Source organism: Neiella litorisoli (assembly GCF_014773395.1).
Lineage (GTDB): Bacteria > Pseudomonadota > Gammaproteobacteria > Enterobacterales > Neiellaceae > Neiella > Neiella litorisoli.
This window is the reverse complement of sequence record NZ_JACXAF010000027.1, coordinates 38,511-61,197: the sequence shown is the minus strand read 5'-3', so window position 1 is coordinate 61,197 and position 22,687 is coordinate 38,511. Positions and strand designations below refer to the sequence as shown.

The following is a 22,687-nucleotide window of genomic DNA, read 5'->3' as shown; positions in this document are numbered from 1 at the left end:
CATCAATTATTGTTTAATTTGAGTGAATAGTGTCAATCGAATGTCGGAGCCATCAGATTGTTTGAGCAGTACTTCTTTGGGCTTGATATCAATAATCTGATACTGCCCAACTTGTTGACCAACCGTTACTTTCTGGCCGTCAATCACGGCGAACTGACGCGATGCTGAACTGACAATTTGTTCTAGTTTTAAACTCGACAGGCCACCTTTTGCCGTTGCCACCGGCTGATAATTTGCAGGCTTGGTTGGGTCGGTTAACTGCTCCACCGCCAACGCCGAAAAACTGCAGCTCACCCCGACTAAGCCAAGGCAAGCGAAGGCTATTACTGGCTGTCGTCTAGACACGAATATAGTCCTCACTGGTGCTTAAGGTATACAGCAAAATACGCACTTCGGCCTCTGGGTACTCGGTCACCTGATAATCCATTAGTTGCCAGTAAAAGCGCCATTGCGACGATTCAATCGATTCAATCAAGCGATAAACGTCGAAAAAGCTCCCTGTCACTTGCAGCTCGATGCCATGGCGGTACATACCAACGTCGGCTTGCTGCTCTTGCTCCAATTTCAACACAGGTTGCGCCGGAATGGACGATAACCCGACTAATGTGACGTTTCGCGCCGTCGACAGCAAGCTTTGTAGCACTGGCAGCATCTGCTCGGCGGAAACCAAATCAACCGTCAACTCGCCAAGCTCGGTATCCAATGCGGCGATTTGGTGCTCAATCGACTTTAGCTCAACACGCACCGCATCATTAGGGTCGCGTTTCAATACGGTATGAAGAGTGTCAATCTGTTGCTGCAAATTCTCACTGGATTGCTCGGTTTGCTGTAGTTGCTTGGTTAATCGATCGGATTGCTCCAGCGTTGGCCCCAACCACAATGAGAATAGCAGCATGGTGATGACCACCAAGCCTGCAGCCAACACCATACCCCGCTCGCGGGCGGTCATGTCATTGAAGCGCTTTTCCAGCTGTTGCAATTGCGGGTTCATGGCAACGACGCTCCATTGGTTGCTGACTTGGTGCTAGTTGCGGACTTGGCACTGGCCGCGCGCGGGTTGGCTGGCGACGATTGATTGTCAGGCTGGCTACGAATGGTAAAGGAGTGTAAGTGTTCTTGCTCGGCAATGGTCAACTGATTAAAAGTTTGGTTGCTCAAATAACTTTTGGCGCCCACTTGAGATAACCAGGCGGGGACTGCTTCAGCGTCGCTAGCAAGACCGCTTATCGCCAGTTGATCACCATTAATTTGAATTGCTTGCAGCCACAAACGCGGCTCATTAATGGATGCCAAATCTCGCATCAATGTTGAGTAAGGTTTAGCTTGAGAACGCTCGCCATCGGCCACTAATTTGAGTAATTGCTGCTTGATTCGGATTTCGCGCTGGGCCTGCTCTAATGCAACCGTTAACTCAGCCGAGACCGTCCGCGCTTTATGGGCGGACATTAAATTCTGGTGTTGCTGGTTAAGACCATTTTTAACGCGGTTGGCTTCAACCAACTCTTGCTCGGTGAAACCATTGATCCAACCACTGATCAGGCTGGCGACAATCAACAACACCGCTGCTGCTGCCCAACTGATTGCCACGAGCCGGAAGTTAATCCGTAATTGGCGCGGCACCAAGTCAGCTGAAAACAGATCAATTTGATTCTTCATGATTCTGCCGCCACTTCAAGCGCTTCGATGCGAGCTGCCAACATTGGCAATACGGCCATATCATCAGCAGAACCAAAACCTGCAACCTCATGCGTGTCCAGAGGTTCAACTTCCACTGCCAAGTTTGCTTGCATCTGCATTTGCACCAGTTGCCGCACCGCTTCGGGTAGCGCCAGTTTGACCGTTCTGACCGGCGGCTGTCGGAGGTTGCTCTCGAAGTAATCCAAGGCCCGCTGCACTTCTAAGCTGAGACTATCAATAATGCTGGGGAGTAGTTCGCTGGCCATTGACTCTAGGTTGGCCGACCCACGCAGGCTGCGTGACAAATAGAGATGTTGTTTGTGAACCAACAGCAGTTGGGCTTCGCGCCCCGGCTTTTGCCACAACAACATGATTGGGACATCCGCCTGATGGAACAAGTTGAGCAAACAGAGTTCTTCCACCAGTACTTTGTGCAATTCACCCCGCAACTGCGACACAATCATGTGACCCCATTCAGCCAGCCATTGCCGTTCAGCCGCGACCACTTTGACCTGCTGGCGGCCGCTACTGGAGGCGACATCGTAGTAGTCGAGCTGCATGTTGTCCGGCTCAATACTGATGAGTTCTTTCACCGACCACTGCAGCGCGGCAGCCACTTCTTCATCGGGTACGGAGGGCTTATCGAGCTCGGCCTGCTGGTAACAATCGTCGGCCAAGATCAGTGTCGTCGCAGGGTGCTTGAACTGGTGTTGGTTCAACAGGTCTTGTAAGGCATCAAAGCAAGCGGCAGCGGTACGTTCAGGAATGACAATCTGCTCGAGGCAATCATCATTTTTAAACAGCAACACGGTTGTTTGCGCAGCAGATAGGCCAATCAATAACTGGCAATCTAGCCCCGACTTAAACCAACGGGATACATCCATTCGCTCGGATTGACACTCTTTATGGCAGAATGTAGCTAATTATCTGACATTTATAGCTAAGTGCAACAAATGATTTGGCCACTCTTTGAGACAGTGAAGTTAAGCCCAATTCTAGCTGTGGATATCTCGCCATGGGCCGGTCGCCAAGCGCAACTGCACATCCTGCGTGACGATTTGAATCACCCGATTGTCAGTGGCAATAAATTACGCAAGCTAAAATACCCGTTGCTCCATGCGTTGCGCCAAGGCTATTGCGGCATTACCAGCTTTGGCGGCGCCCATTCCAATCATGCTCATGCCCTCGCTTACGCCTGCCAACAACTCAAGTTGGAATGCCGTTTGATTATTCGCGGTCAAGAGGCTTCGGCAGCGCAATCAGCCACGCTCAAAGATTGTGTCGATTGGGGGGCAGAAGTTATCCCAGTATCACGGCAAGACTACCGCGAGCGGCACCAAAGTGACGCCCAACAGCGATGGACGAAAACGAACCATTTGCTGGTTGCCGAAGGTGGCAGCACGACCATGGCACTAACCGGTGTCGCCGAAGCACTTGATGCGCGCACCGAGCCCTATTCCTTTATCGCGACAGCAGTGGGAAGTGGCGGCACTGCCGCAGGCTTATCGCTCGGTCTGACCAAAAAGCAACGGCTGCTGCTGGTGCCGGCAGTTCGCGATCAACAGCTGCCATCACGTATTGCCGAGTTATTAGATACAGCGCCAGATCAGCGCCAACAAGCGGCACCGATGTGCTGGTTAACGGGTTACGAATGGGGCGGATTTGGTCGTTTGCCGACAGAGCTGCAACAGTTTGTGGCGGCGTTTTACCGTCACACCCAAGTCTTGCTCGATCCGGTTTACACCGCCAAATTATGTTTTGCCCTGGTTAGCGAAATCAGGGCCGGACGACTTCCGCCAGATGGCAGCGTGCTGATGTATCACAGCGGCGGCCTGCAGGGTTGGCGCGGAATGACCGACAAACTTATCCCAGAAATGCAGGACTGTCTCGCCACGCCTCGCTAAACAGATGGCCCTGACCACCGTACACGCCCAACGCTTTTAGTGCCTGCCACTCGCGCTGAGTTTCCACCGCCAATGCAAACACTCGTGCCGTGGTGTTTTCACAAGCGCCCAACAAACTGCGGACAAACAGCTGGTTTTCGCTGCGTTGGTCAATATCGCGGACCAGATTGGCGTGAAGCTTTAAATAGTCGATATCGAGGTCGCGAATATACTGCGTGTTGACTATGTTCTGGCCAACCTGATCAACGGCCAACAAACAGCCTGCTTGTTTCAGTTTGCGCAAGGTCGGCCGCAACGCATCGTAATTTTGATTGAGTGGATATTCCGACACTTCAATGATCAGCCGACTAACAATATCGCGGTATTGCATCAGGATCAGCTCTATCCAGCGACTGAAGTTGCGATCGAGCAAGGAGTCAATGGCAATATTAATGCTACAGCGGGCCGGTTGCCGCCCTTCGTAGCGCATGAGTTTCAGTAACTGGTGAAGCGCATTGCGATCGATTTGGCTGGTCATACCGCATTTTTTGGCCATCGGCAGAAACACCTGAGCCGGCATCATTTGACCACTTTCATCGCGCAAACGCAGCAGCATCTCATAGTGATGAATGTCATCCTCGTGGGCTTCCACCACCGGCTGTGATGACAGCACAAATGCTTTTCGCCGCACGGATTCCTCGAGCAAGGTACGCCAGCGGACCGAACCTTTGATTTCGTTACGCGGTAACTCGCTGCGCTGATACATAAACCATGTATTGGCTTCTTGCACCTGCGCCGCACGCAATGCCATATCAGCCTCTGCCAGTACTTGATAACTCTCTGTAGACGTTTCCAGTGAGGCGACGCCAACATGAAAACAGTGTTCGACATCGACATAAGTGGGTAATGGGATCTTCACTAACGAACGCAACAGTGCTTTGAGCGAGCGCTCAATGTCATCCGGGTGAGTACCGGGCAATAACACCGCATAATCACCTTCACCGCGGCGGGCGATAAAGCTATCGGCATAGCTATCATAGGCATCGTACAAGCAGCGGCCAATTTGGTTGAGAATGTCGTAGCAGGCTTCGCGCTCTTCGTTTTGTTGCACATCATCGTATTGATTGAATTGCAACAGCAGCACGTAACCGGCATTATGCTCGGTGCCGGCGCGAATCGCGCTGCTAATTTGATTATCGAAATACAGCCGGTTGCCAAGCCCTGTGACCGGATCAAGAAAGGTATTGCTGCGCATGAAGGCATCGAACCGGCTGCGCTCCTGGCGGGCATCGCGCAGTTCCTCAACCATCTGATCAAGCGCTTGCCTGATCACCCTTGGCCGCTCAGGCAAATCGCCGCTGGTGACCAACTCGCCCTTGAGCAATTTATGGGCGCGATGACTAATGTTGTCGATCTCTTGCAATCGCCGAATAAACCACAAACTAGCCCACCAAGCAGCGCCGCCTGCTGAAGTCAACATCACCACCAGAATCAGGGCACTGCGCCAATTCCAGCTTGCCGCGAGCCACGGACTTTTGAAGCTAGCCCTAACTTCAATGGTTTGGCCGTTCAGAGTTTGTTGCGAAGTTAACTGATACCAAGACGATTGATGTTCGCCATGCTGAACCAACAAATGGCCACTGTAGCGAACTTGTATTGCTTTGATGTCGGCGATTTGGGTGGCCAAACTAAACCACGATGGCTGCTCAGCCCAAGTGCGCGAAGGGTGTTCGGAATGACGCAGCGCGTGAGCCGTTTGCACCGCGATGGCATCGACCCGCTGTTGCTGACGTTGCTTGGCCAAATCGCTTGCTGACCAAAATATTCCCAGCGCAGTCAGGCTCACCGCAATCATGGTGCTGATTAGCCATCCCCACGTCAGGCGCTGGGTCAATCTCATTGCGGACTCCTACAACGGGTAAGACAAAATGCGAATGTATTTCAATATTAGCTGGCGACTATATATTCAGCCAAAAAAAAGGGGCTGCGAACAGCCCCAATTGTATTTTTATGGTCTTCCCAACCAATTACGGAATCACAGCTAAGCCATTGGCAAAGCCTTGCAACGCTGGCTTCGGCTGGAATTGGTCATCAAACATCAACGGCCAATCAGGATTACCGTACAGCGGTACAATCCAGGTATCCGGATCAGCAATGCCCCATACGCTAATACCGCCGCGCAATGAAGGTGGCACCGTTTCGATGTAAGCTTCGACGATTTCCTGATAACGGGCTTTTTGCTGCAACAACAACTGATTGGTCAAAGTTGTGGCACGGCCATCGGCATTCATCCGCAAATCAACTTCGGTGATTTTCACTTTCAGGCCAAGGTCCACCACTTTCTGGAACTGCTGTTTGATTTTGGCCTTGCCCGGACCACTTTTATCCACGTGCATTTGAAAGCCAATACCGCTAATCGGAATATCGCGGTCGAGGAAGTCCTGAGCCATAGTCAAAATGGCATCGAGCTTCGTATCATTCCAAGAGATGTTGTAATCGTTGTAGTAAAGATCAACATCGGCATCGGCGGCACGAGCGGCGTTAAAGGCATACTCAATGTATTGTGGGCCGATGTTTTGATACCAGACCGAGCCGAGATCGTTGCCAACATCGACATTGCGATAGCTGCCATCGTCGAGAAACGCCTCATTGACCACATCCCAACTGTCAAGTTGGCCTTCAAAGTGGCTGGCTACTTCGGTGACGTGGGCTTCTAACATCTGCTGCCAAGCTTGTGCATCACCGGAATAATTAGCCATCCAATCGGCAATTTGGAAATGCCAGATTAAGGCATGGCCATGTACCGACATGCCATTGTTATTGGCGTAGGCAACCAGCGCATCGGCATCATCAAAGAAAAAGCGACCTTCGCTTGGTTGCAGGTAAGACGGCTTCATGATGTTTTCGGCCGTGATTTGGCTGAAATGTTGCTCAACAATGGCTTGTCGTTCAGGACTGTTGAGGACACTGTTGCCGGCATCACCAGCGGGCACAGCCACCCCAATTGGGAATTCGACCAGCGCCGATAAATGCTCGACATCAACCCGTAACAAGTCATCATCGTTGATATCTGTCACCGTGACATCGTCGATCAGGTAGCTGACTCCGGCATCCGGCCCTTCGATGTAAAAAGCGATCTCCGCCACCTCACCGGACGTGGCAACCGTGTAATTGCCCGCTAATTCGATCCAACCAGTATCAGTTGCTGTGCCTTGGGCCAGTGGCAAATAGTTGTCGCCATTACCATCAGACACTTTCACCGTCATGCTGACGTTACTACTAGCGACATTGTCCATCCGTACCCAAGCCGAAATATGATAGGTACTGTCTTCGACCACGCGGTTGGTTAACCCGTAGAGCGCGCCTTGCCAGTTTTGCGTGCGGCCTGAAATCTGCAGGCTGTTACCACCCGAACGAGACTGGCTGCTGATATTGGTCAGCACCACTTCACCGCTATTACCGACCCAAGGCGAAACCTCACCATTTTCAAAGTCGCCATTGACCATCAAGGGATCGCTAGGTTCGGGGTCAGTTGGTTCGGGGTCAGTTGGTTCAGGGTCCGTTGGTTCGGGGTCCGTTGGTTCGGGGTCCGTTGGTTCGGGATCGGTTGGCTCTGGATTACTGGGTTCAACCGGGGTTTCGGGGACTTCTTCGGTTGGCGTTGAGTGGGTTGAATTTCCACCACCGCCGCAGGCACTAATCATTAGCGCCAACAGCATGAGCATAAGGTGGCTGGCTCTGGTATACATCAATCTCTCCTTCCAAGGTGGCTTTGTTAGAGGCTCCTACAGGGCTCTTTATGGCAATCGATCGCAAGCAAAGCGAAATCTAACGAGCGAGGTCAAAAAACGCTTGATTAACTTTTGGCAAGCTAATGACAACCACTTATAGTCCTTTGGACAATATAAAATCTACATTTATTACTCGATAGTGTTACCGACTTAACACTTACTTATTGTCATATTGACAACCTAGATAAAGTCCAAGAGACTATAACCCTAATAATAACCTAAAAGACTTGTGCGCTGGGCAACCAGAAGTTTTAAGGAACTGAATCGAATGATAAAAATCCGCGAGAAAATTGGTTACGGGCTCGGCGATACCGCCGCCAATCTGGTATTCCAGATGGTGATCAATTTTATGATGTTCTTCTACACCGATGTGTATGGGTTGTCGGCAGCTGCGGTAGGCACCTTAATGTTGGTCGTGCGACTTTTCGATGGCGTTACTGACCCGATTATGGGCGGTATTGCCGACCGCACCAAAACTCGCTGGGGTACCTATCGCCCTTATTTAATTTTGACGGCAATTCCTTATGCGGTACTGGCGGTATTGACCTTTACCACGCCTGATTTTACCGAGCAGGGCAAACTGGTTTATGCCTATGTCACTTATGCGCTGTTAATGACGGCTTACACCGCCGTGAATGTACCTTATTCAGCCCTTGGCGGAGTGCTAACCACCGAGAACTCTGAGCGTACTTCAATTCAGTCTTACCGCTTCGCTCTGGCGATGTCGGGTGGTGCTCTGGTCTCCGCTTTCACCATGCCAATGGTGGATTATTTCGCTGGCCCGGATGGTGACCGCCAAGCGGGCTTCCAAATGGCGATGGGCGTGTTTGCGATACTTGCCTTTATCTGTTTTGTGGTGTGCTTTATGACCACCAAAGAGCGGGTTAAACCGAAGATCCAACCGCATCAATCGATTTGGAAAGACGTCGCCTCGCTTAGTCAAAACAAACCATTTTTGTTGCTGGCTGCGGCGTCATTTATCTTGCTGATCATGACCGCCTTGCGCGGCGCGACAACTCCTTACTACATTAGTTACTACGTCGGTCGTGAAGATATTCTGTCGCAATTCCTGACCGCAGGCATGCTCGCTTCGATTGCCGGTGCCGTATGCATGAACTGGCTTGGCAGCCGCTTCTGTAAGGTGGCCATTGTCAAATTCGGCGCAGGGCTTATCGCCGCCACTCACTTGGCTCTTTACCTGCTGCCACCCGATCAATTACCCCTGATTTTCGCCATGTCGATGCTCGGCGGCTTTAGCCAAATGCTGTTGGTACCTGCTGTGTTTGCCATGGTCGCCGATACCGCCGATTACAACGCATTGAAAACGGGCTCAAATACCATGGCGATGAGTTATTCCGGCCACCTGCTGGTGCTGAAATTTGGTATTGCCCTAGGCGGCGCGTTTGCCGGCTGGATCTTGGCCGCCAGCGGCTATGTGGCGAACCAACAGCAAACGGCAGGCGCACTGCAAGGCATTTTGTTCTGCTACGCCTTGTTCGCGGTGATCACCGGCTTGGCAATGATCGCCATCTTCCATTTTTACAAGCTCGATGACAAAGCCATGGATGACATTCATGTCCAGTTAAAAGCGCAAACGAGCACATCGTAGCGGCAGCACCGGCTGCAAGCCGAACAAGAATTTTGAATTCAGGCCAATCGCTGGCCTAAGTATGGAAATACAACAATGTCGAATGAAATACTGAACCCAATTTTGAAAGGATTTAATCCCGATCCATCTATTTGTCAGGCCGGCGATGATTATTATATTGCCACCTCCACCTTTGAGTGGTTTCCGGGCGTGCAAATCCATCACTCGAAAGATTTAGCGAACTGGGAGCTTGTCGCACAGCCACTCAATCGAGTGTCGCAACTGGACATGAAAGGGCACCCTGATTCGTGCGGTGTGTGGGCACCATGTTTGACCTACCACAACGGCTTGTTCTGGCTGATCTACACCGATGTCAGGGCTTATCAGGATGACTTTAAAATTGCTCACAACTATTTGGTGACGGCCGAATCCATCGAAGGGCCGTGGTCGGAGCCAATTTTTATGAATTCCAGTGGCTTCGATCCATCGCTATTTCATGATGACGACGGCCGTCAATGGTTCGTCAATGTACTGTGGGATCATCGCCCAGAAGCTAGCCTAAACCACCATCGTCCAGCCAAGAGTTTTGCCGGCATTTTGCTGCAGGAATACGATCACGAGCAGAAAAAACTGGTCGGCCCGATTAAGAACATCTTCCCCGGCTCGGATCTCGGTTTGGTTGAAGGACCGCACCTATTCAAACGCGATGGCTACTACTACCTGCTCACCGCCGAGGGCGGCACGTTTGCCTACCATGCGGCCTTGTTTGCCCGCAGTAAAACCATTGACGGCCCCTATGAAATGGATCCGCAAGGCCACTTCCTCAATAGCTGGCAAGTACCATCATCGAGCTTACGCCGCAGCGGTCACTCCGACATGCTGGAGCTGCCCAATGGCGATTGCTACTTAGTGCATTTGACCGGGCGCCCGCTGCCATATCGCGGCCGCTGTGTGTTGGGTCGGGAAACGGCAATCCAAAAAATCAGCTGGTCTGAAGATGGCTGGCCGCGCTTGGCGCAGGGCCATGTCGGCCCAACCGATACCATTGAAGGGCCGTTTGGTGGTAGTGCTCCGGAGAGTTTCCAAAGCCAATCGCTGGACTTTGCCAATGACCAGCTCCCCATTGACTTCCAGAGCCTGCGGATCCCCTTAGGTGAAAACAATTTGTCACTGACTGAGCGGCCCGGCTATTTGCGCCTGAAAGGTGCCGAATGCCCAACCAGTAAATACGAGCAGTCGCTCATTGCCCGACGCCAGCAAGCATTTTGCTTTACCGCGACCACTGATGTAGACGTTCAACCTGAAACCATTCAACAAATGGCCGGCCTGATCAGCTACTACAACACCGGTAAGTTTATTTACCTCTACGTCAGCCATGATCCGGAGCAAGGCCGCGTGCTGGAGATCATGATGGCCAACATGTCAGGCGGCAGCATGAGCTATCCACTTGGCCAGCGCATTCCCTTGCCTGCAGAAGGTGAGATTGGCCTGCGCATTGACGTTGATTTTGATGCTTGGAGTTGTGCTTGGCGCCATAACGGCGGTGCGTGGCAACGACTGGCCATTGAACTCGATTACAGCATTCTGGCTGATGAATTTGGTGCCGAGAATTTCACCGGCGCCTTTATTGGCATGGCGTGTCACGATATGAGCGGTGCCCGCCTGGCTGCCGACTTCCGCCAGTTCAGCTACCAAGAGCGGGAATTTATGAGCCGTCAGCAGCGCGCGGAGGATTGCTAATAGCAATCAGGGCAATAAAAAAACCGCTCGATAGGGCGGTTTTTTATTGCCTTCGAGATGGTCACTAAATCTCGAAGTTAAAGCCTTGCTGCTCCAGCTCATGGTACACCGCCTCATCAAACTCGTAGAGTTTGGCGGCACGATGACTGACACCCGTTTGCTTTTCGTTGCTCGATATCAACAAATTCATTTTCAGCATTTTACGGCGGAAGTTCGGTTTATCTAACTTCACATCGAGGATCGCTTCGTACAATTCTTGCAGCTGCAGCAAGGTGAATTTCTTATTCAGCAGATTAAAGCCGATCGGCTCATGACGCACTTTATGGCGTAGCCGATGCAGTGCCATGTCGATAATGTCGGCGTGGTCGTAAATCAGCTCTGGCAAATCATGAATGTCGACCCAGCGTACATCATAAGTACTAAAGCCCGCAGCAATCGCATGATCATCAGGGCGGATCAGGGCGTAATAGGCGGTGGTGATGATGCGCCGGTGAGGCACTCGGTGAACATCACTAAACACATGCAGCTGCTCAAGATAAATGTCGTGAACCCCAGTCAGGTGTTGCAGCATTCGCACCGCTGAGTCGTCCACACTTTCGTTATAGCGAACCCAACCGCCTGGCAGAGCCCATTCACCGGCACTATCGCCTTCGGCGTGTCTTACCAGTAACACTTTAAGCGTGCTGTCATCGCAGCCAAACACCACGCTGTCGTTGGATAAGGTATCGATGACATCATCCGGCAACTCTTGAATTTTGCCGTAAAAGAAGATTTTTTCGTCTGATGTTGCGGAGTCCGCATTTTCTGTCATAACTGTTGTGTCCCCGCAGCCAAATCCTGCTTCACTACATTTGCCGCATTGTAATGGTGGTAACCTTAACGCCTCAGCAAGGCGGGTGCAAATCTGACTATAAGGCTGGTGTCAGCTCCCTCAGCATATGCCAAATTCGATCATTTACAGCAACCATCTCGGTCAAAATGCAACCTTGATCACAAGCTTATAGTCTTTTTAACTATTATAAATATAGTCCTATTGACCATTAACTATCGATGTGCAAAGTTTGTAACATCCGTAGCAAAGTTCTAACTCCAGATAACAAAAATCAGAGTTCGCAGTAGACACTTTGGCGGAATCACGAAATAACGAATTATTCCAGCAAACCATAAGCACCAGGGGGGTGTTATGTTGCACAAACAATCTTTGAGCTCGCTAGCCATAGCAGTTGGTTTGGCACTAAGTGGCAATGCCATCGCGGCAGAAGAAGCCACAGCAGAGGAAAAAGCCGAACATCGTGGTTTAGAGGTGATCGAAGTAACCGTTGAGCGTCGCGTTCAGTCCATTCAAGACTACGCCGGTGTGGCCCAATCTCTCGATGAATCTGAACTGAAAAACATGGGTATTACAGCCGATATCCGTAACTTAGGTAACGCGGTACCGGGTTTGAGCATTGCCAAACAGGAAGGTAACGTCGAAGTTTACATTCGTGGTGTGGGTAACTCGAACAACACTGAACTTGGTGATGCCGCTGCGGCATTCCACATTAACGGCATTTACATTCCACGGATGCGCGGCATCGGCATGCAGTTTTATGATGTTGAGCGCGTCGAAGTGAACAAAGGCCCACAAGGTACTCTGCGTGGCCGTAACGCCACCGCCGGTAGCTTGAACGTCATTAGCAAAAAGCCAGAGTTTGACGAGTTCACCGGTATGGTTGAAGTCGGCTACGGCAACTATGACACCATTAACTATGATGCCACGGTCAATATTCCAGTGGCCGACAACTTCGCCATTCGGGTCGCAGGTCAACACCAAGCGCACGACTCATACTTTGATAATGCTAGCCCAGTTAAAGACCTGACCCCTGCGGGCGAAGAAGACAACATCGCCGGTCGGATTTCGGCTCTATGGGAGCCAAACAGCGATAGCTCGCTCTACATCGTTGCGGATTACACCGAAGAAACCGGTACCGGTTATCCGGGAGCGAACGCCTATGAGGCACTGCAAAATGGCCACAAGCCCGATGACTTAAACAATCCTCGCAATGTCCTCTATCACGGCACACAAGGTGACATGTACTCGCGCATTCGCGGCATTGTTGCCCAGTACATTTACGATTTCGATGGCTTCTCAGTTGAAGCCAGCAGCAGCTTCCGCGATCTAAACTTCGAGCAGCAAAATGCCCAGAGCTCGGGCATGATGTATCCGGGTCGCGATAACTCCGGTCAAGAGTGGGATCTATACAGCAATGTATTGTGGGAACAAACCTCAAATTCACGCGTAAACGAACTGCGCTTTTTCTCGACCGGTGACGGCCCACTGATTTGGACCGCCGGCGTATTCTATTACGATGAAGACCAAGAGACCGTATTCTTCTCATTCGCCGACCGCTCCAACTGGTATCAAGGTACTGAATTCACCATGCCAACGGTTGAAACAGAGTCGAAGGCTGGCTACATCGACATGACCTACAACATCACTAATGACTTGCGTGTGATGGGTGGCTACCGTCGGACCAACGAAGAAAAACATCGTGAAGGTATTGGCGGTAACTACGGCTTTGGCTGGATGAACAGCTCATGGTCAGAAAGCGTACCGAATGAGAACATTCGTTTCGGCACCGAAGGTTATGTATTCAAAGGCTTGGACCGTGACTTTAGCTTCCTCAAAGAGGACATCACTAAACTAGATGCCGAGGCACTGCTGCTCAGTGGTGTGAAGACATTTGGCGCTCGTGACACCATTGGTGACTACCTCGCTGGCGGCTGTGAATTCCAAGGCGCACCTTGTAATCAAGCCAACAACTCGACGTTGATCAAGCAAAAAGGCCGCTCAGAATTTGACTTCAATGACTGGCGCGTCGGTATTGCTTGGGATTGGGCCGATGACAGCATGGTCTACGCCAACATCGCCACCGGTCATAAATCAGGCGGTTTCAACGATACTCACCTCGTTGATGGCGAGTTGATCACCGAAGAGTACTCGCCTGAAAAGCTCACCATGTATGAAATTGGTAGCAAAAACGACTTGGAATTCATGGGCACGCCAATGCGTTTGAACGTATCGGCCTTCTACTATGATTATGAAGATCAGGTGTTCCAGTTGGTGCAACAAGTCGGCGAATGTCCAGAGTGTGAAGTACCGCCAACAGCGGCATTGAACGTGAACGTTGCTGATTCAGAAATCAAAGGTTTGGAAATCGAGAGCAAAACTTTACTGCCTTACGATTTAACCTTTGATATGACCATGCTGTTCCTCGATGCAGAAATTGACAGCGGTATTGTTTCTGATGCCCGCCAATCGCACAACCCAGGCGATCTGCCAGAGGTTGATTTGAGTGGTAACACCTTGCCAAAAGCGTCTGACTTCACCGCTAACCTGAAGCTGACTCAGTACCATGATTTTGAACACGGCAGCCTTGACTGGATGCTGGCTGCTCAATACCGCAGCTCGTACTACCTGAGCATCTTCAATGGTAAAGACTATGAGTCGGATCCAAACCCAGGCTTTGATGACAAAGTTGATGGTTACTGGCATGCCGATTTTGGTGTCGGCTACAGCCTACGTGACGGTGCGATTCGCTTCGAAGGTTACGTCAACAACATCTTCGATGAGACTCACTCAGATAAAGCCATTATGGCGCCAGGTCTGAACCTACGGTTCTACAACCTACCGCGCACCTATGGTGTTCGTATGCGGACCTATTTCTAACCTCACCCCACCACTTTGAGGTTTTCCTAGCGGCGCTCTTTGCGCCGCTTTTTTATGCTTGCACTGCGACCTTAGCGGGTTGATATCAAACCCGATACTTGGCAATCAAACCTTCAAATTCACCAACAATCTCATTGAGGTTCTTCGCAAAGGTAGTGACCTGATCCGTTTGCTCAACAATTTTGCTGCTTTGGCTGCTGATATCGATAACGTTCTGATTAATATGATCACCAGTCACCGACTGCTCTTCAGCAGCGGCAGCAATTTGGTCGTTCATATCACGCATTTGTGCCACTGCCTGCTCGATGCTGCCGAGTACAGAGCCTGCTTCGTGAACTTTGGCGGCGGTATCCGATGAGTGTTCGCGGCCGGTTTCCATCGCTTTCACAACCTGATTGGTACCTTGCTGCAGCGCCTCAATCATGTTTTGAATCTCGCCTGTGGACTCTTGGGTTCGCCCTGCCAGCGCTCTGACTTCATCGGCAACCACAGCAAAGCCGCGACCTTGCTCACCAGCACGCGCCGCTTCAATCGCCGCATTCAACGCCAGCAAATTGGTTTGTTCGGAAATACTTTGGATCACTTCAACAACCGACGAAATGGTCTGAACATTGCCTCCGAGCTTGCTGATCGAGTCCGATGCCCGCTCCAACGCCGCTGATAATTGGTCGGTACGACTGGTCGCTTGGGTCACCAATTGGCCACCATCACGAACTTGCACATCGATATCAGCCGCTGATGTTGCCGCACTTTGGGCGCTGCGAGCCACTTCATTAATAGTCGACGACATTTGATTCATCGACGTCGCCGCTTCTTGGGTTTGGCCCATTTGCAACGCCATCACCTCATGGGTGACATCACTTAAATGCTGCAACTGGTTGGCGGTTTGTTTAAGTTCGTTCACCGACGAGGTCAACAATCGGAACATGTCGGCAATGCTATCCATCATCTGGTTAAAAGCTTGCGCGGCTTGATTGCCATGACGGTCATCAAGCCGAGTTTGCAGGTTGTTCTGATTAGCGACTTCACTCACCGCATCAATGAGCGCATAACCGAATTGCTGCTCGCGCTGCATCCGCAGCGAGTAATACACCAACACCGAAGACTCCAGTACTACAAAAAAAGCATGGAGAAAGGCAATAGACCAACTACAGCCATAGTTGTAAATCATCACTGGCATGTCGCCCAGCGACACCTCGCCAAGTTGCAGTGCAGTGAACAACAAATGATGCACCGCAATGACGGCCGCAGCAGCCACCACCGGCGCCCAATCGCGGTAAATCAAGGTAAATGCCAGTGCCGAAAAAATATGAAAGTGCATTTCCAAACGGCCAAGTTGGGCTTGGATCAGGATGGCTGAGAACAACATCAAGCACATCGCGGCCAGACAGGAAAAAGCTCGCGTGCCTTTAGCAAGCATAAAGCCAACACCAATGATGACCGCAACCAACAACGACGATGTCAGGGCAAACGCCATGGTGCCATAGCCCATTGGTGCCCACAGCCCGACGAAAGGCACGTGTGCTAGCAGTATCCCCAGCATGAACTTGTCAGATTTCAGCCGCTCTTGTTGCGCGTGGGTTAATTCACTCATAACTGTCTCACGTTCTAACTTGTTGAAAGTTTGGATAAGTCACTGAGCATTTCGACAACGTTCAAGTGACTACTGGTGTAGATAAGGCGTAATCGACCATTGGGGTCAATAACGTACATAAAGCCAGAGTGGTCAATTTGGTAATCATTGCCACCACCTGACTTAACAAAATATTCGTTGTATTCGCTGGCTAAGGCATGAGCGGCTGCCGAATTCGCCGGTTTGACGCTATGAAAGTCGGGCCCTTGCTGATCAAAATAAGCTTGCAATTGGTCGACGGCGTCCCGCTCGGGATCAAGGCTCACAAAGACAAAACTGACCTGGTCAGCTGACGCGGTTGGTATCGCTTGCAGTTGCTGATTGAGCGCCAGCATGTTGGCCACCTGCCGGTGGCAGACATCATTGCAGCGAAGAAAGCCGAACAACAGATAAACATAACGCCCCTGCAAATCCGCCAACTGGCCGTCACCAATGGCAAAATTGTAAGCGTCCTGATCAACGGAAAGACCATAGAAGTCGCGCGACTGAAACACCGCAGGCAGCCACGGCATGGCCACCACAAAAGCAGCAGTGGCAGCAAACAGCAGCGCAATAAGGATGGCTCGATAATTCACTTAACTCTCCAGAAACAAACATGATTCACTTCCATCCTTGGCATTATTAAACATAGAGCCTTTTCAGCTCAGTAATATCAAAATCTGCAAACGCAAGGCTCTTGAATGACAAGCCCGATTTCGAATCAAGCTAATTGGATTGACCATAAAGGCAATAAAAATGATTTAATTGGATAGACCAAATAAATATCAAAACATGACCATTTAAGATAAATCGAAGGCAAAAAAAACGCGGTATCAAAACTGATACCGCGAAGTCCTCTTGGGAGGGGGTTCTATAGCAAACGGCCACCGTGTTCGCTAATAGAGAAGTAGGACTGAAGTGTTAGGCAAACCCCAAATCACACAAAAGATTTGCCAAAACCCACGAGACAAATAGTAGTTTGGCTTTACCATAAGATCAACAAAAACATATCTTAATTATTACCAATATTACCAATTAATGTGACCAATAATTGCATTATGGCAATACCAAGATAATTTTCGATTCCCTCTCCAGATCTTCGCTCAAGCTCCAATAAAAAAACGCCCATGCTATTTAGCATGAGCGTCTTGTTCGGTATCGCCTGGCGGCGCACCTCCATGTGCAACCAGAACTCAGTCGCGCCTCGGTACAAACCTCAGCAATCGGCTGAGGTGAGGCTCAGTTATTTGCTAATCGCCTCACGACAGGCATCGGTAATCGCCTGCCAATCTTGTGCATCAACCCACTCTTTTTTCGCAACCCAAGTGCCGCCGACGGCAATGACATTAGGTAACGCTAAAAAGTCTGCGCAGTTATCAGCATTGATACCGCCTGTCGGACAGAATGTCATATCGCGGAACACCGAAGAAACCGCCTTCAGAAACGGAATGCCACCCGCCAACGAGGCTGGGAACAATTTTACTTCGCGGAAGCCAGCGTCGCGCGCCAACGCAATATCAGCGCAATTAGCCACGCCAGGAATCGCCGGAACCCCACTTTCAGCCAGTGCCGCAAGCAAATCCGGAGTCACACATGGCGTCACAATGTAGTCGGCTTTGGCCGCCAATGCTTGTGCCAGAATGTCTTTGTCTAGCACGGTACCGGCGCCAACAATCAGCTCCGGCAATTGTTGTTTAATGGCGGTTAGTGCATCGAGCGACGCCTCTGAGCGCAGCACCACTTCCACCACCTTGAGACCGGCTTCAGCCATGGCTTTGGCAATGGCAACTCCTTGCTCAACAGAATCAGCTTGAATAATTGGCAGTAGTGTTTGGCCTGCCATCATTTCAGAGAAAAGTTTCATTAATAGTCCTAATTAATACATGGCGTAGCGTCAGCTCATGACGGCTACAGATTGCTCAACAAGCGGACGAATAGTTTGTTCGAAGGCATCTTTCGGTGCAATGGCGCCGGGGTGTTGAATCACCTCACCAGCTGCCGCAGCCGCCAGTTTCACCGCATCGACCACAGCAATACCACTCATCCGTGCGCCGAGGTAAACGCCGTTAAATGAGTCACCAGCAGAAGTAGTATCAACCACTTGCTCAACCGGCGTGATCGCTACTTCATGAAATTCACCTTCGCGGATACAACAGACACTATCCGGGCCGTTTTTGACCACCAACTCTTCAATGCCAAAGGCACTGCAGAAGTCCTGTATCTTATTGAATTCGGTAAAGCCATAGAGCTGACTTAGATCATCGATCCCCGGCAAAACCATGTCAGATAAGCGGAATGCACGCTCAAATTGGATTTTCGCTTCGGTTTTATCTTCCCACATGCGCGCCCGATAGTTCGGATCAAACGCAATGCGCACGCCCGAGTCTTTTAACTTGCGCAACAGTTGCCAGAAAATATCGCGTTCATTGGGTGAAATCACCGCCAGCGAAATTCCTGAAAAGAAGAACAAGTCTCCCATGCACAAATAGCCGACATTTTCCGCACTAACGAATTGCATGATTTGACGTGCCGCCGAATCAGAACGCCAGTAAGAGAAGCTGCGCTCACCTTCGCTATCGACCGAAATCATATACAAGCCAGGCGCTTTGTCTTTTGAGCGCTGAACCATGTCGGTGTTAATACCTTCCGCCGCAAAAGCCGCGACCATGTCATCGCTCAATGAATCCTCACCCACCGCGGTAAAGAAATTAACATTGAAGTCGTCAAACGCGCGCTTTAAATAAACAGCTGTGTTGTACACGTCGCCTGCGTAAGACTGTTTCAGTAAGCCATCACCAGTGCGCGACAGCTCCACCATGCATTCACCTAAGATATATACGTTTTTCATAATTACGCTTTGCGCTCCGCAACGTTGATCCACCCGCAAAAACAGAGTCAAACAGCGGATCGACAATAAAACCAATCAAGATAAAAAGGGCTAGAGCTAAAGGGGTGCCGCCGTTGCGGCACCACCTTTGCGAGTCAGTTGGAACTGGCGATTACGATGCTTTGACTTGGTCAATACGCTCTTTTTCAACTGGGCCAATATTGCCGCCGAAGAAGAACACCGCCAGTACACCTAGGGGTACAAAGACACCAATAAGAATGAAGATTGGGGTGTACGACACCTCGGCAATAATAGGAACTAGGAAGTTCAGAATGATCACTGAGAACACACCAACCATACCCCCCATACCGGCCAGCGAGCCAACCGATTTACCGCTGAAGAAATCACCCGGCAAAGTCTGAATATTACCGATGGCAAACTGGAAGCCGAACAACACGCAGAACACCACGCCCATAAAGGAGTATTCGTTGTGTTCAAACATCACGGTGGCAAGCAAGCCAAGGAACATGATGATGGCACCAATGACGACCGTAGTTTTCCGACCTTTGTTGATAGAGCCAGAGCTAGCAATGATCTTGCCCGAGACAATGCCGCCAACAATGGAACCAACTGCCGCGCCAACATATGGGAACCACAGGAACATACCCAGCTCTTTGACGTTAAAGCCATAGACTTTGGCCAGGTAAAGCGGCATCCAACCAACGAAGAACCACCAGATTGGCTCCAAGAAGAAACGGCCAATCAGAATCGACCAAGTTTCACGAATTTTCAGCAACTGGCCCCAAGAAAGACCTTCTTCTTCCTCTTTACCATCGTTTGCAGACTCGGCAGGTTGGCCGTCAAGAATGAACTTACGCTCTTCGTCAGTCACCCATGGATGATCTTTCGGGCCGGCTTTGTTGATCACCAACCAAGGTAAGATCCAGACAATGCCGAACGAACCAATGATCATAAAGGTGACTTTCCAGCCGAATGCCACGAACAAGGCAGCAATCAGTGGCGGCGCAATCACCGAACCAATTGAAGCACCCGCATTGAACAGGCCCTGAGCAATCGCTCGCTCCTGCACAGGGAACCACTCAGCATTACTTTTTACCGCACCAGGCCAGTTGCCCGCTTCAGAAAAACCTAAAGTGGTACGGAAGAATGCTAGTGACCAAAAGCCACGAGCCGTTGAGTGCAAGAAGGATGACAGGCCCCAGATACCAATGGCCAGAACATAGCCAATGCGAGTACCAATCTTGTCAAAAATCTTACCCGAGAATAACTGACCCAAGGCGTAGGCGACCATGAACACGTTCAAGATCAGACCATAATCTGAGTCGGTCAGACCCAAGTCGTTAGCGATACCCGTTTCACCTGGCCACATAATGGACAGGGCAGAACGGTCGATGTAGTTAATAACCGTGGCGGTAAAAATCAAACCGATAATAACCCACCGGAACCCCTTGATTTTCATGCTTGTTGCACTCCTATGAAGTAAATTCTATTTGCTGTGGCTGGCCCGCTTAAAGCAAACCGTCCACGTTAACCTGTTGCGAAAACTAAAATTTCAATGCCGTTATCAATCGAGCTGAAGCAAGCTAAAGCGGCCTTCTAACACATAGCTTTTGCCGTCATGGGAAAAGCTCGACTGGCGACTGGCCGTTACCTGCTTGCCGTTGGCAATAGCCAGTAAATAACGTGCGTCATCAACAAACGTCAGCGTCACCAGATCAATGTCGCCCTGACGGTCAAATGTCATTGCGGTTAGCTGGGAGCTGCCGTTTAAGGTGTATTCTTTTGCGGGGTTGTACTCGCCATGCGGCTCGAGCACGCTAACAAAAGTGTGCTGTTTGGCCGCTGGCACCCGCAAGATAAACGAGTGCTGATTGCGCAAATTGAAATCGGGATCGTTGGCACCGGTTTGGGTAAACAGCAGCTGCGTGTCTGCCGTCGTTAGGGTGCTGTAACTGTAAAAACGATTGTTTTGTTCGTTCAGCCAAGTGACTTTATTGAGGCCAGCTTGAGGTTCGGCGGTCGCTTTCAACCACAAATGCTGATAACCATTTGCCGAGCCCACAGGTTTCAACAGGTTGCTGTGACCGGCCAGCTGGAAGCTGGTCTCAATCAGCTGCCCTTGGTAGTTCACCGGCAAGTCAAACTGATGCTTGTTTTTGGCTTCGGCATCGACAATGTCAATCACCAGACTGCGCTCATCGGCCAGTTTAAGCAGTGCCATGGTGCGCTTGAACGACACATCTTGATAAGCGCTATCGACCTTGGCTGAAGTCACCGCCACCTGATCATCGTCAGCGAAGAACAGTAGCTCTGGGTAGTGCTTTTCAGATTCGCGCCAGTTGCCGTCGTAATGACTGGTTTCATCCACCACCAAGGTGTTATGGGCGACCGTTTGCTTGGCGTAACTGTCATTTTCTGGCAGATAGCGGCCACCGAATTTGGCTTCCACATTAAGGAAACGCGCAGCACCGTAATCGGAAACAATCTCGCTGCCAGCATCATAAAACTGCCAGTTGAGCTTATCGAAGTGACCATGGCCCATGCCCTGCCCCGTGGCTTTAAACACCACCGCTTGGTCAGCGCCAGCAGCTTGTTGTCGTAAAATCACCAAGGCCCCTTTGTCGCCAGACGCACTGTCGCCATAAACCTTGGTTTGGAAATCATAGGGCTGTGCCAAGCCTTGCTCGATGCCCTGAGCCACTTTAAGACCATCACCGGTTAGCAAGATCTGATCTTGTAACTTGGCAATTGACAGTAACTGGGGATCGCCAGTCAGGCCGTATTTAATGGCCACGCCATTGATCAACTCGATGGTATCAATGCCCTTGCTCTTAATGGCATCGTTAAGCGGGAAGAACAGTTTGTTGTAGCTCAACTGAATCGTGGTATCGATGGCTTTTAACAGCAGGCCATTGCGGTACTCAAAAATTTTCCGCTCAGGCTCATTGGTCTCAATCGCTTTGGCAAAGGTGACAAATGGCATTAAGGCATAGCGCTGATAATACGGCCCTTCGCTGTAATAGCCTTGTGGCGAGAACAAATCCTGCATTTGCCGCAAGAAGCCACCTTTACCTGATTTGTCCAAGTCATATAGTGCTTTTTCAACCCACTCCGGCTCGTTTAGCACATATCCTGTCATGCCCACGGCAGCCGTTGCCCAAGTACCGTGGTTGTGCACCTTATTAAAGGTGTGTGGCGACTGCTCGGAGAGAAACAAGGCAACGGGGCGCAAAACGCCTTGTTCAATGGTGTTGCGATCGATCTGGCTGATGCCCGGTAGTGCCGCGTCATACGCCTGAATGGTATAGACCAACCACACCGCTTCGTTCAGCCCTTGCCAGAACAGCTTGCCGGCATTGCTACTTTTCTTTTGTGGATGAATCGGCAACGTTGGATACAGCTCAGCGTATTGCAGCAGCATGTCGCGAACGTAATCGGCGTATTGTTGCTGCTGCGTCAGTTGGTAGATAACGCCAGCGTTATACATCAAGTACTGGTTCTTCTTGTGACGCTCATGGGTATAACCACCACCGGCATCTTTAGGCACAGGCACCGTGATTGGCTGCTGCATTTGCTCATCGAGCGATGCCTTCACTTGCTGATAGGTCTGCTGGAACAAGCCCGGCTGCTCAATAGCCTGCCGCATCGCCGCGACATCATCAGCGGTGATCACCAAATTGGGGTGAGTAACATGATCTGCAGCATTCACCGTTGTGCTCATCGTTGTACTCACCGTTGAGGTAATGACCAGCCAGGTCGCGCCAAGCACTCGAGTCAGACGCGGCAGTGAACGAGTTGCTGTGTTAAATCCGAATTTCATCACTTTTGATACCTATAAG

At 50.6% G+C, this 22,687-nt stretch carries 17 protein-coding genes; 4 read left to right on the top strand and 13 right to left on the bottom strand.

Translation table 11 applies throughout. From position 1 onward, the window contains the following. Window positions 1-6 precede the first annotated feature (6 nt). Genes IC617_RS16780 through IC617_RS16765 form a run of 4 tightly spaced genes read right to left on the bottom strand, consistent with a single transcriptional unit; the run spans window position 7 to window position 2,561 of the window. On the bottom strand, window positions 7-345 hold the full coding sequence (locus IC617_RS16780; protein ID WP_191146142.1) for a hypothetical protein: 339 nt from the start codon (window positions 343-345) through the stop codon (window positions 7-9). Beyond that, window positions 338-991 carry a type II secretion system protein GspM gene (locus IC617_RS16775; protein WP_191146141.1) on the bottom strand — a complete coding sequence of 218 codons (654 nt, stop codon included), beginning with the start codon at window positions 989-991 and terminating at the stop codon, window positions 338-340. The genes IC617_RS16780 and IC617_RS16775 overlap by 8 nt, the downstream gene beginning before the upstream one ends. Continuing rightward, window positions 988-1,656 (bottom strand): PilN domain-containing protein, encoded by a 669-nt coding sequence (locus tag IC617_RS16770; RefSeq protein WP_191146140.1) that lies wholly within the window; start codon window positions 1,654-1,656, stop codon window positions 988-990. The genes IC617_RS16775 and IC617_RS16770 overlap by 4 nt, the downstream gene beginning before the upstream one ends. Further along, window positions 1,653-2,561 (bottom strand): hypothetical protein, encoded by a 909-nt coding sequence (locus IC617_RS16765; RefSeq protein ID WP_191146139.1) that lies wholly within the window; start codon window positions 2,559-2,561, stop codon window positions 1,653-1,655. Before IC617_RS16765 ends, IC617_RS16770 begins: the two co-directional genes overlap by 4 nt. A 69-nt stretch (window positions 2,562-2,630) precedes the next feature. Here IC617_RS16765 and IC617_RS16760 point away from each other — a divergent pair, with 69 nt between their 5' ends. Beyond that, window positions 2,631-3,581: a 1-aminocyclopropane-1-carboxylate deaminase/D-cysteine desulfhydrase gene (locus IC617_RS16760; protein ID WP_191146138.1), complete on the top strand. Its 951-nt coding sequence runs from the start codon at window positions 2,631-2,633 to the stop codon at window positions 3,579-3,581. Here IC617_RS16760 and IC617_RS16755 read toward each other — a convergent pair. Both IC617_RS16755 and IC617_RS16750 read right to left on the bottom strand, forming a co-directional pair. Then, complete coding sequence (locus IC617_RS16755) at window positions 3,541-5,460, bottom strand: EAL domain-containing protein (RefSeq protein ID WP_191146137.1); 1,920 nt, start codon at window positions 5,458-5,460, stop codon at window positions 3,541-3,543. The genes IC617_RS16760 and IC617_RS16755 overlap by 41 nt on opposite strands. Before the next feature lie 127 nt (window positions 5,461-5,587). After that, window positions 5,588-7,309 carry an endo-1,4-beta-xylanase gene (locus IC617_RS16750; protein ID WP_191146136.1) on the bottom strand — a complete coding sequence of 574 codons (1,722 nt, stop codon included), beginning with the start codon at window positions 7,307-7,309 and terminating at the stop codon, window positions 5,588-5,590. A 310-nt stretch (window positions 7,310-7,619) separates the two neighbouring features. Between IC617_RS16750 and IC617_RS16745 the strand changes: the two genes are divergently transcribed. After that, on the top strand, window positions 7,620-8,960 hold the full coding sequence (locus IC617_RS16745) for a glycoside-pentoside-hexuronide (GPH):cation symporter (protein WP_191146135.1): 1,341 nt from the start codon (window positions 7,620-7,622) through the stop codon (window positions 8,958-8,960). 75 nt (window positions 8,961-9,035) lie between these two features. Then, on the top strand, window positions 9,036-10,679 hold the full coding sequence (locus tag IC617_RS16740; RefSeq protein WP_191146134.1) for a glycoside hydrolase family 43 protein: 1,644 nt from the start codon (window positions 9,036-9,038) through the stop codon (window positions 10,677-10,679). A 64-nt stretch (window positions 10,680-10,743) separates the two neighbouring features. On the opposite strand, the gene IC617_RS16735 is transcribed toward IC617_RS16740, so the two are convergent. Next, window positions 10,744-11,490 (bottom strand): NUDIX hydrolase, encoded by a 747-nt coding sequence (locus IC617_RS16735; protein ID WP_191146133.1) that lies wholly within the window; start codon window positions 11,488-11,490, stop codon window positions 10,744-10,746. Window positions 11,491-11,862: 372 nt separating this feature from the next. Between IC617_RS16735 and IC617_RS16730 the strand changes: the two genes are divergently transcribed. Continuing rightward, window positions 11,863-14,388 carry a TonB-dependent receptor gene (locus IC617_RS16730; RefSeq protein ID WP_191146132.1) on the top strand — a complete coding sequence of 842 codons (2,526 nt, stop codon included), beginning with the start codon at window positions 11,863-11,865 and terminating at the stop codon, window positions 14,386-14,388. An 85-nt stretch (window positions 14,389-14,473) separates the two neighbouring features. Here IC617_RS16730 and IC617_RS16725 read toward each other — a convergent pair whose 3' ends face one another. The 6 genes from IC617_RS16725 to IC617_RS16700 form a co-directional block, all read right to left on the bottom strand. Continuing rightward, the gene (locus IC617_RS16725) at window positions 14,474-15,982 is read right to left on the bottom strand and encodes a methyl-accepting chemotaxis protein (RefSeq protein WP_191146131.1); all 1,509 of its coding nucleotides are present in this window, start codon (window positions 15,980-15,982) and stop codon (window positions 14,474-14,476) included. 14 nt (window positions 15,983-15,996) lie between these two features. Continuing rightward, entirely contained in the window at window positions 15,997-16,596 is a 600-nt protein-coding gene (locus IC617_RS16720; protein WP_191146130.1) for an SCO family protein, read from the bottom strand. Window positions 16,597-17,243: 647 nt separating this feature from the next. Further along, on the bottom strand, window positions 17,244-17,864 hold the full coding sequence (gene eda / locus IC617_RS16715; protein ID WP_191146129.1) for a bifunctional 4-hydroxy-2-oxoglutarate aldolase/2-dehydro-3-deoxy-phosphogluconate aldolase: 621 nt from the start codon (window positions 17,862-17,864) through the stop codon (window positions 17,244-17,246). Window positions 17,865-17,894: 30 nt separating this feature from the next. Further along, the gene (locus tag IC617_RS16710; protein WP_191146128.1) at window positions 17,895-18,848 is read right to left on the bottom strand and encodes a sugar kinase; all 954 of its coding nucleotides are present in this window, start codon (window positions 18,846-18,848) and stop codon (window positions 17,895-17,897) included. Window positions 18,849-18,999: 151 nt separating this feature from the next. Then, window positions 19,000-20,307 carry an MFS transporter gene (locus tag IC617_RS16705; protein WP_191146127.1) on the bottom strand — a complete coding sequence of 436 codons (1,308 nt, stop codon included), beginning with the start codon at window positions 20,305-20,307 and terminating at the stop codon, window positions 19,000-19,002. Window positions 20,308-20,412: 105 nt separating this feature from the next. After that, window positions 20,413-22,569: an alginate lyase family protein gene (locus IC617_RS16700; RefSeq protein ID WP_191146153.1), complete on the bottom strand. Its 2,157-nt coding sequence runs from the start codon at window positions 22,567-22,569 to the stop codon at window positions 20,413-20,415. Window positions 22,570-22,687: the final 118 nt, after the last annotated feature.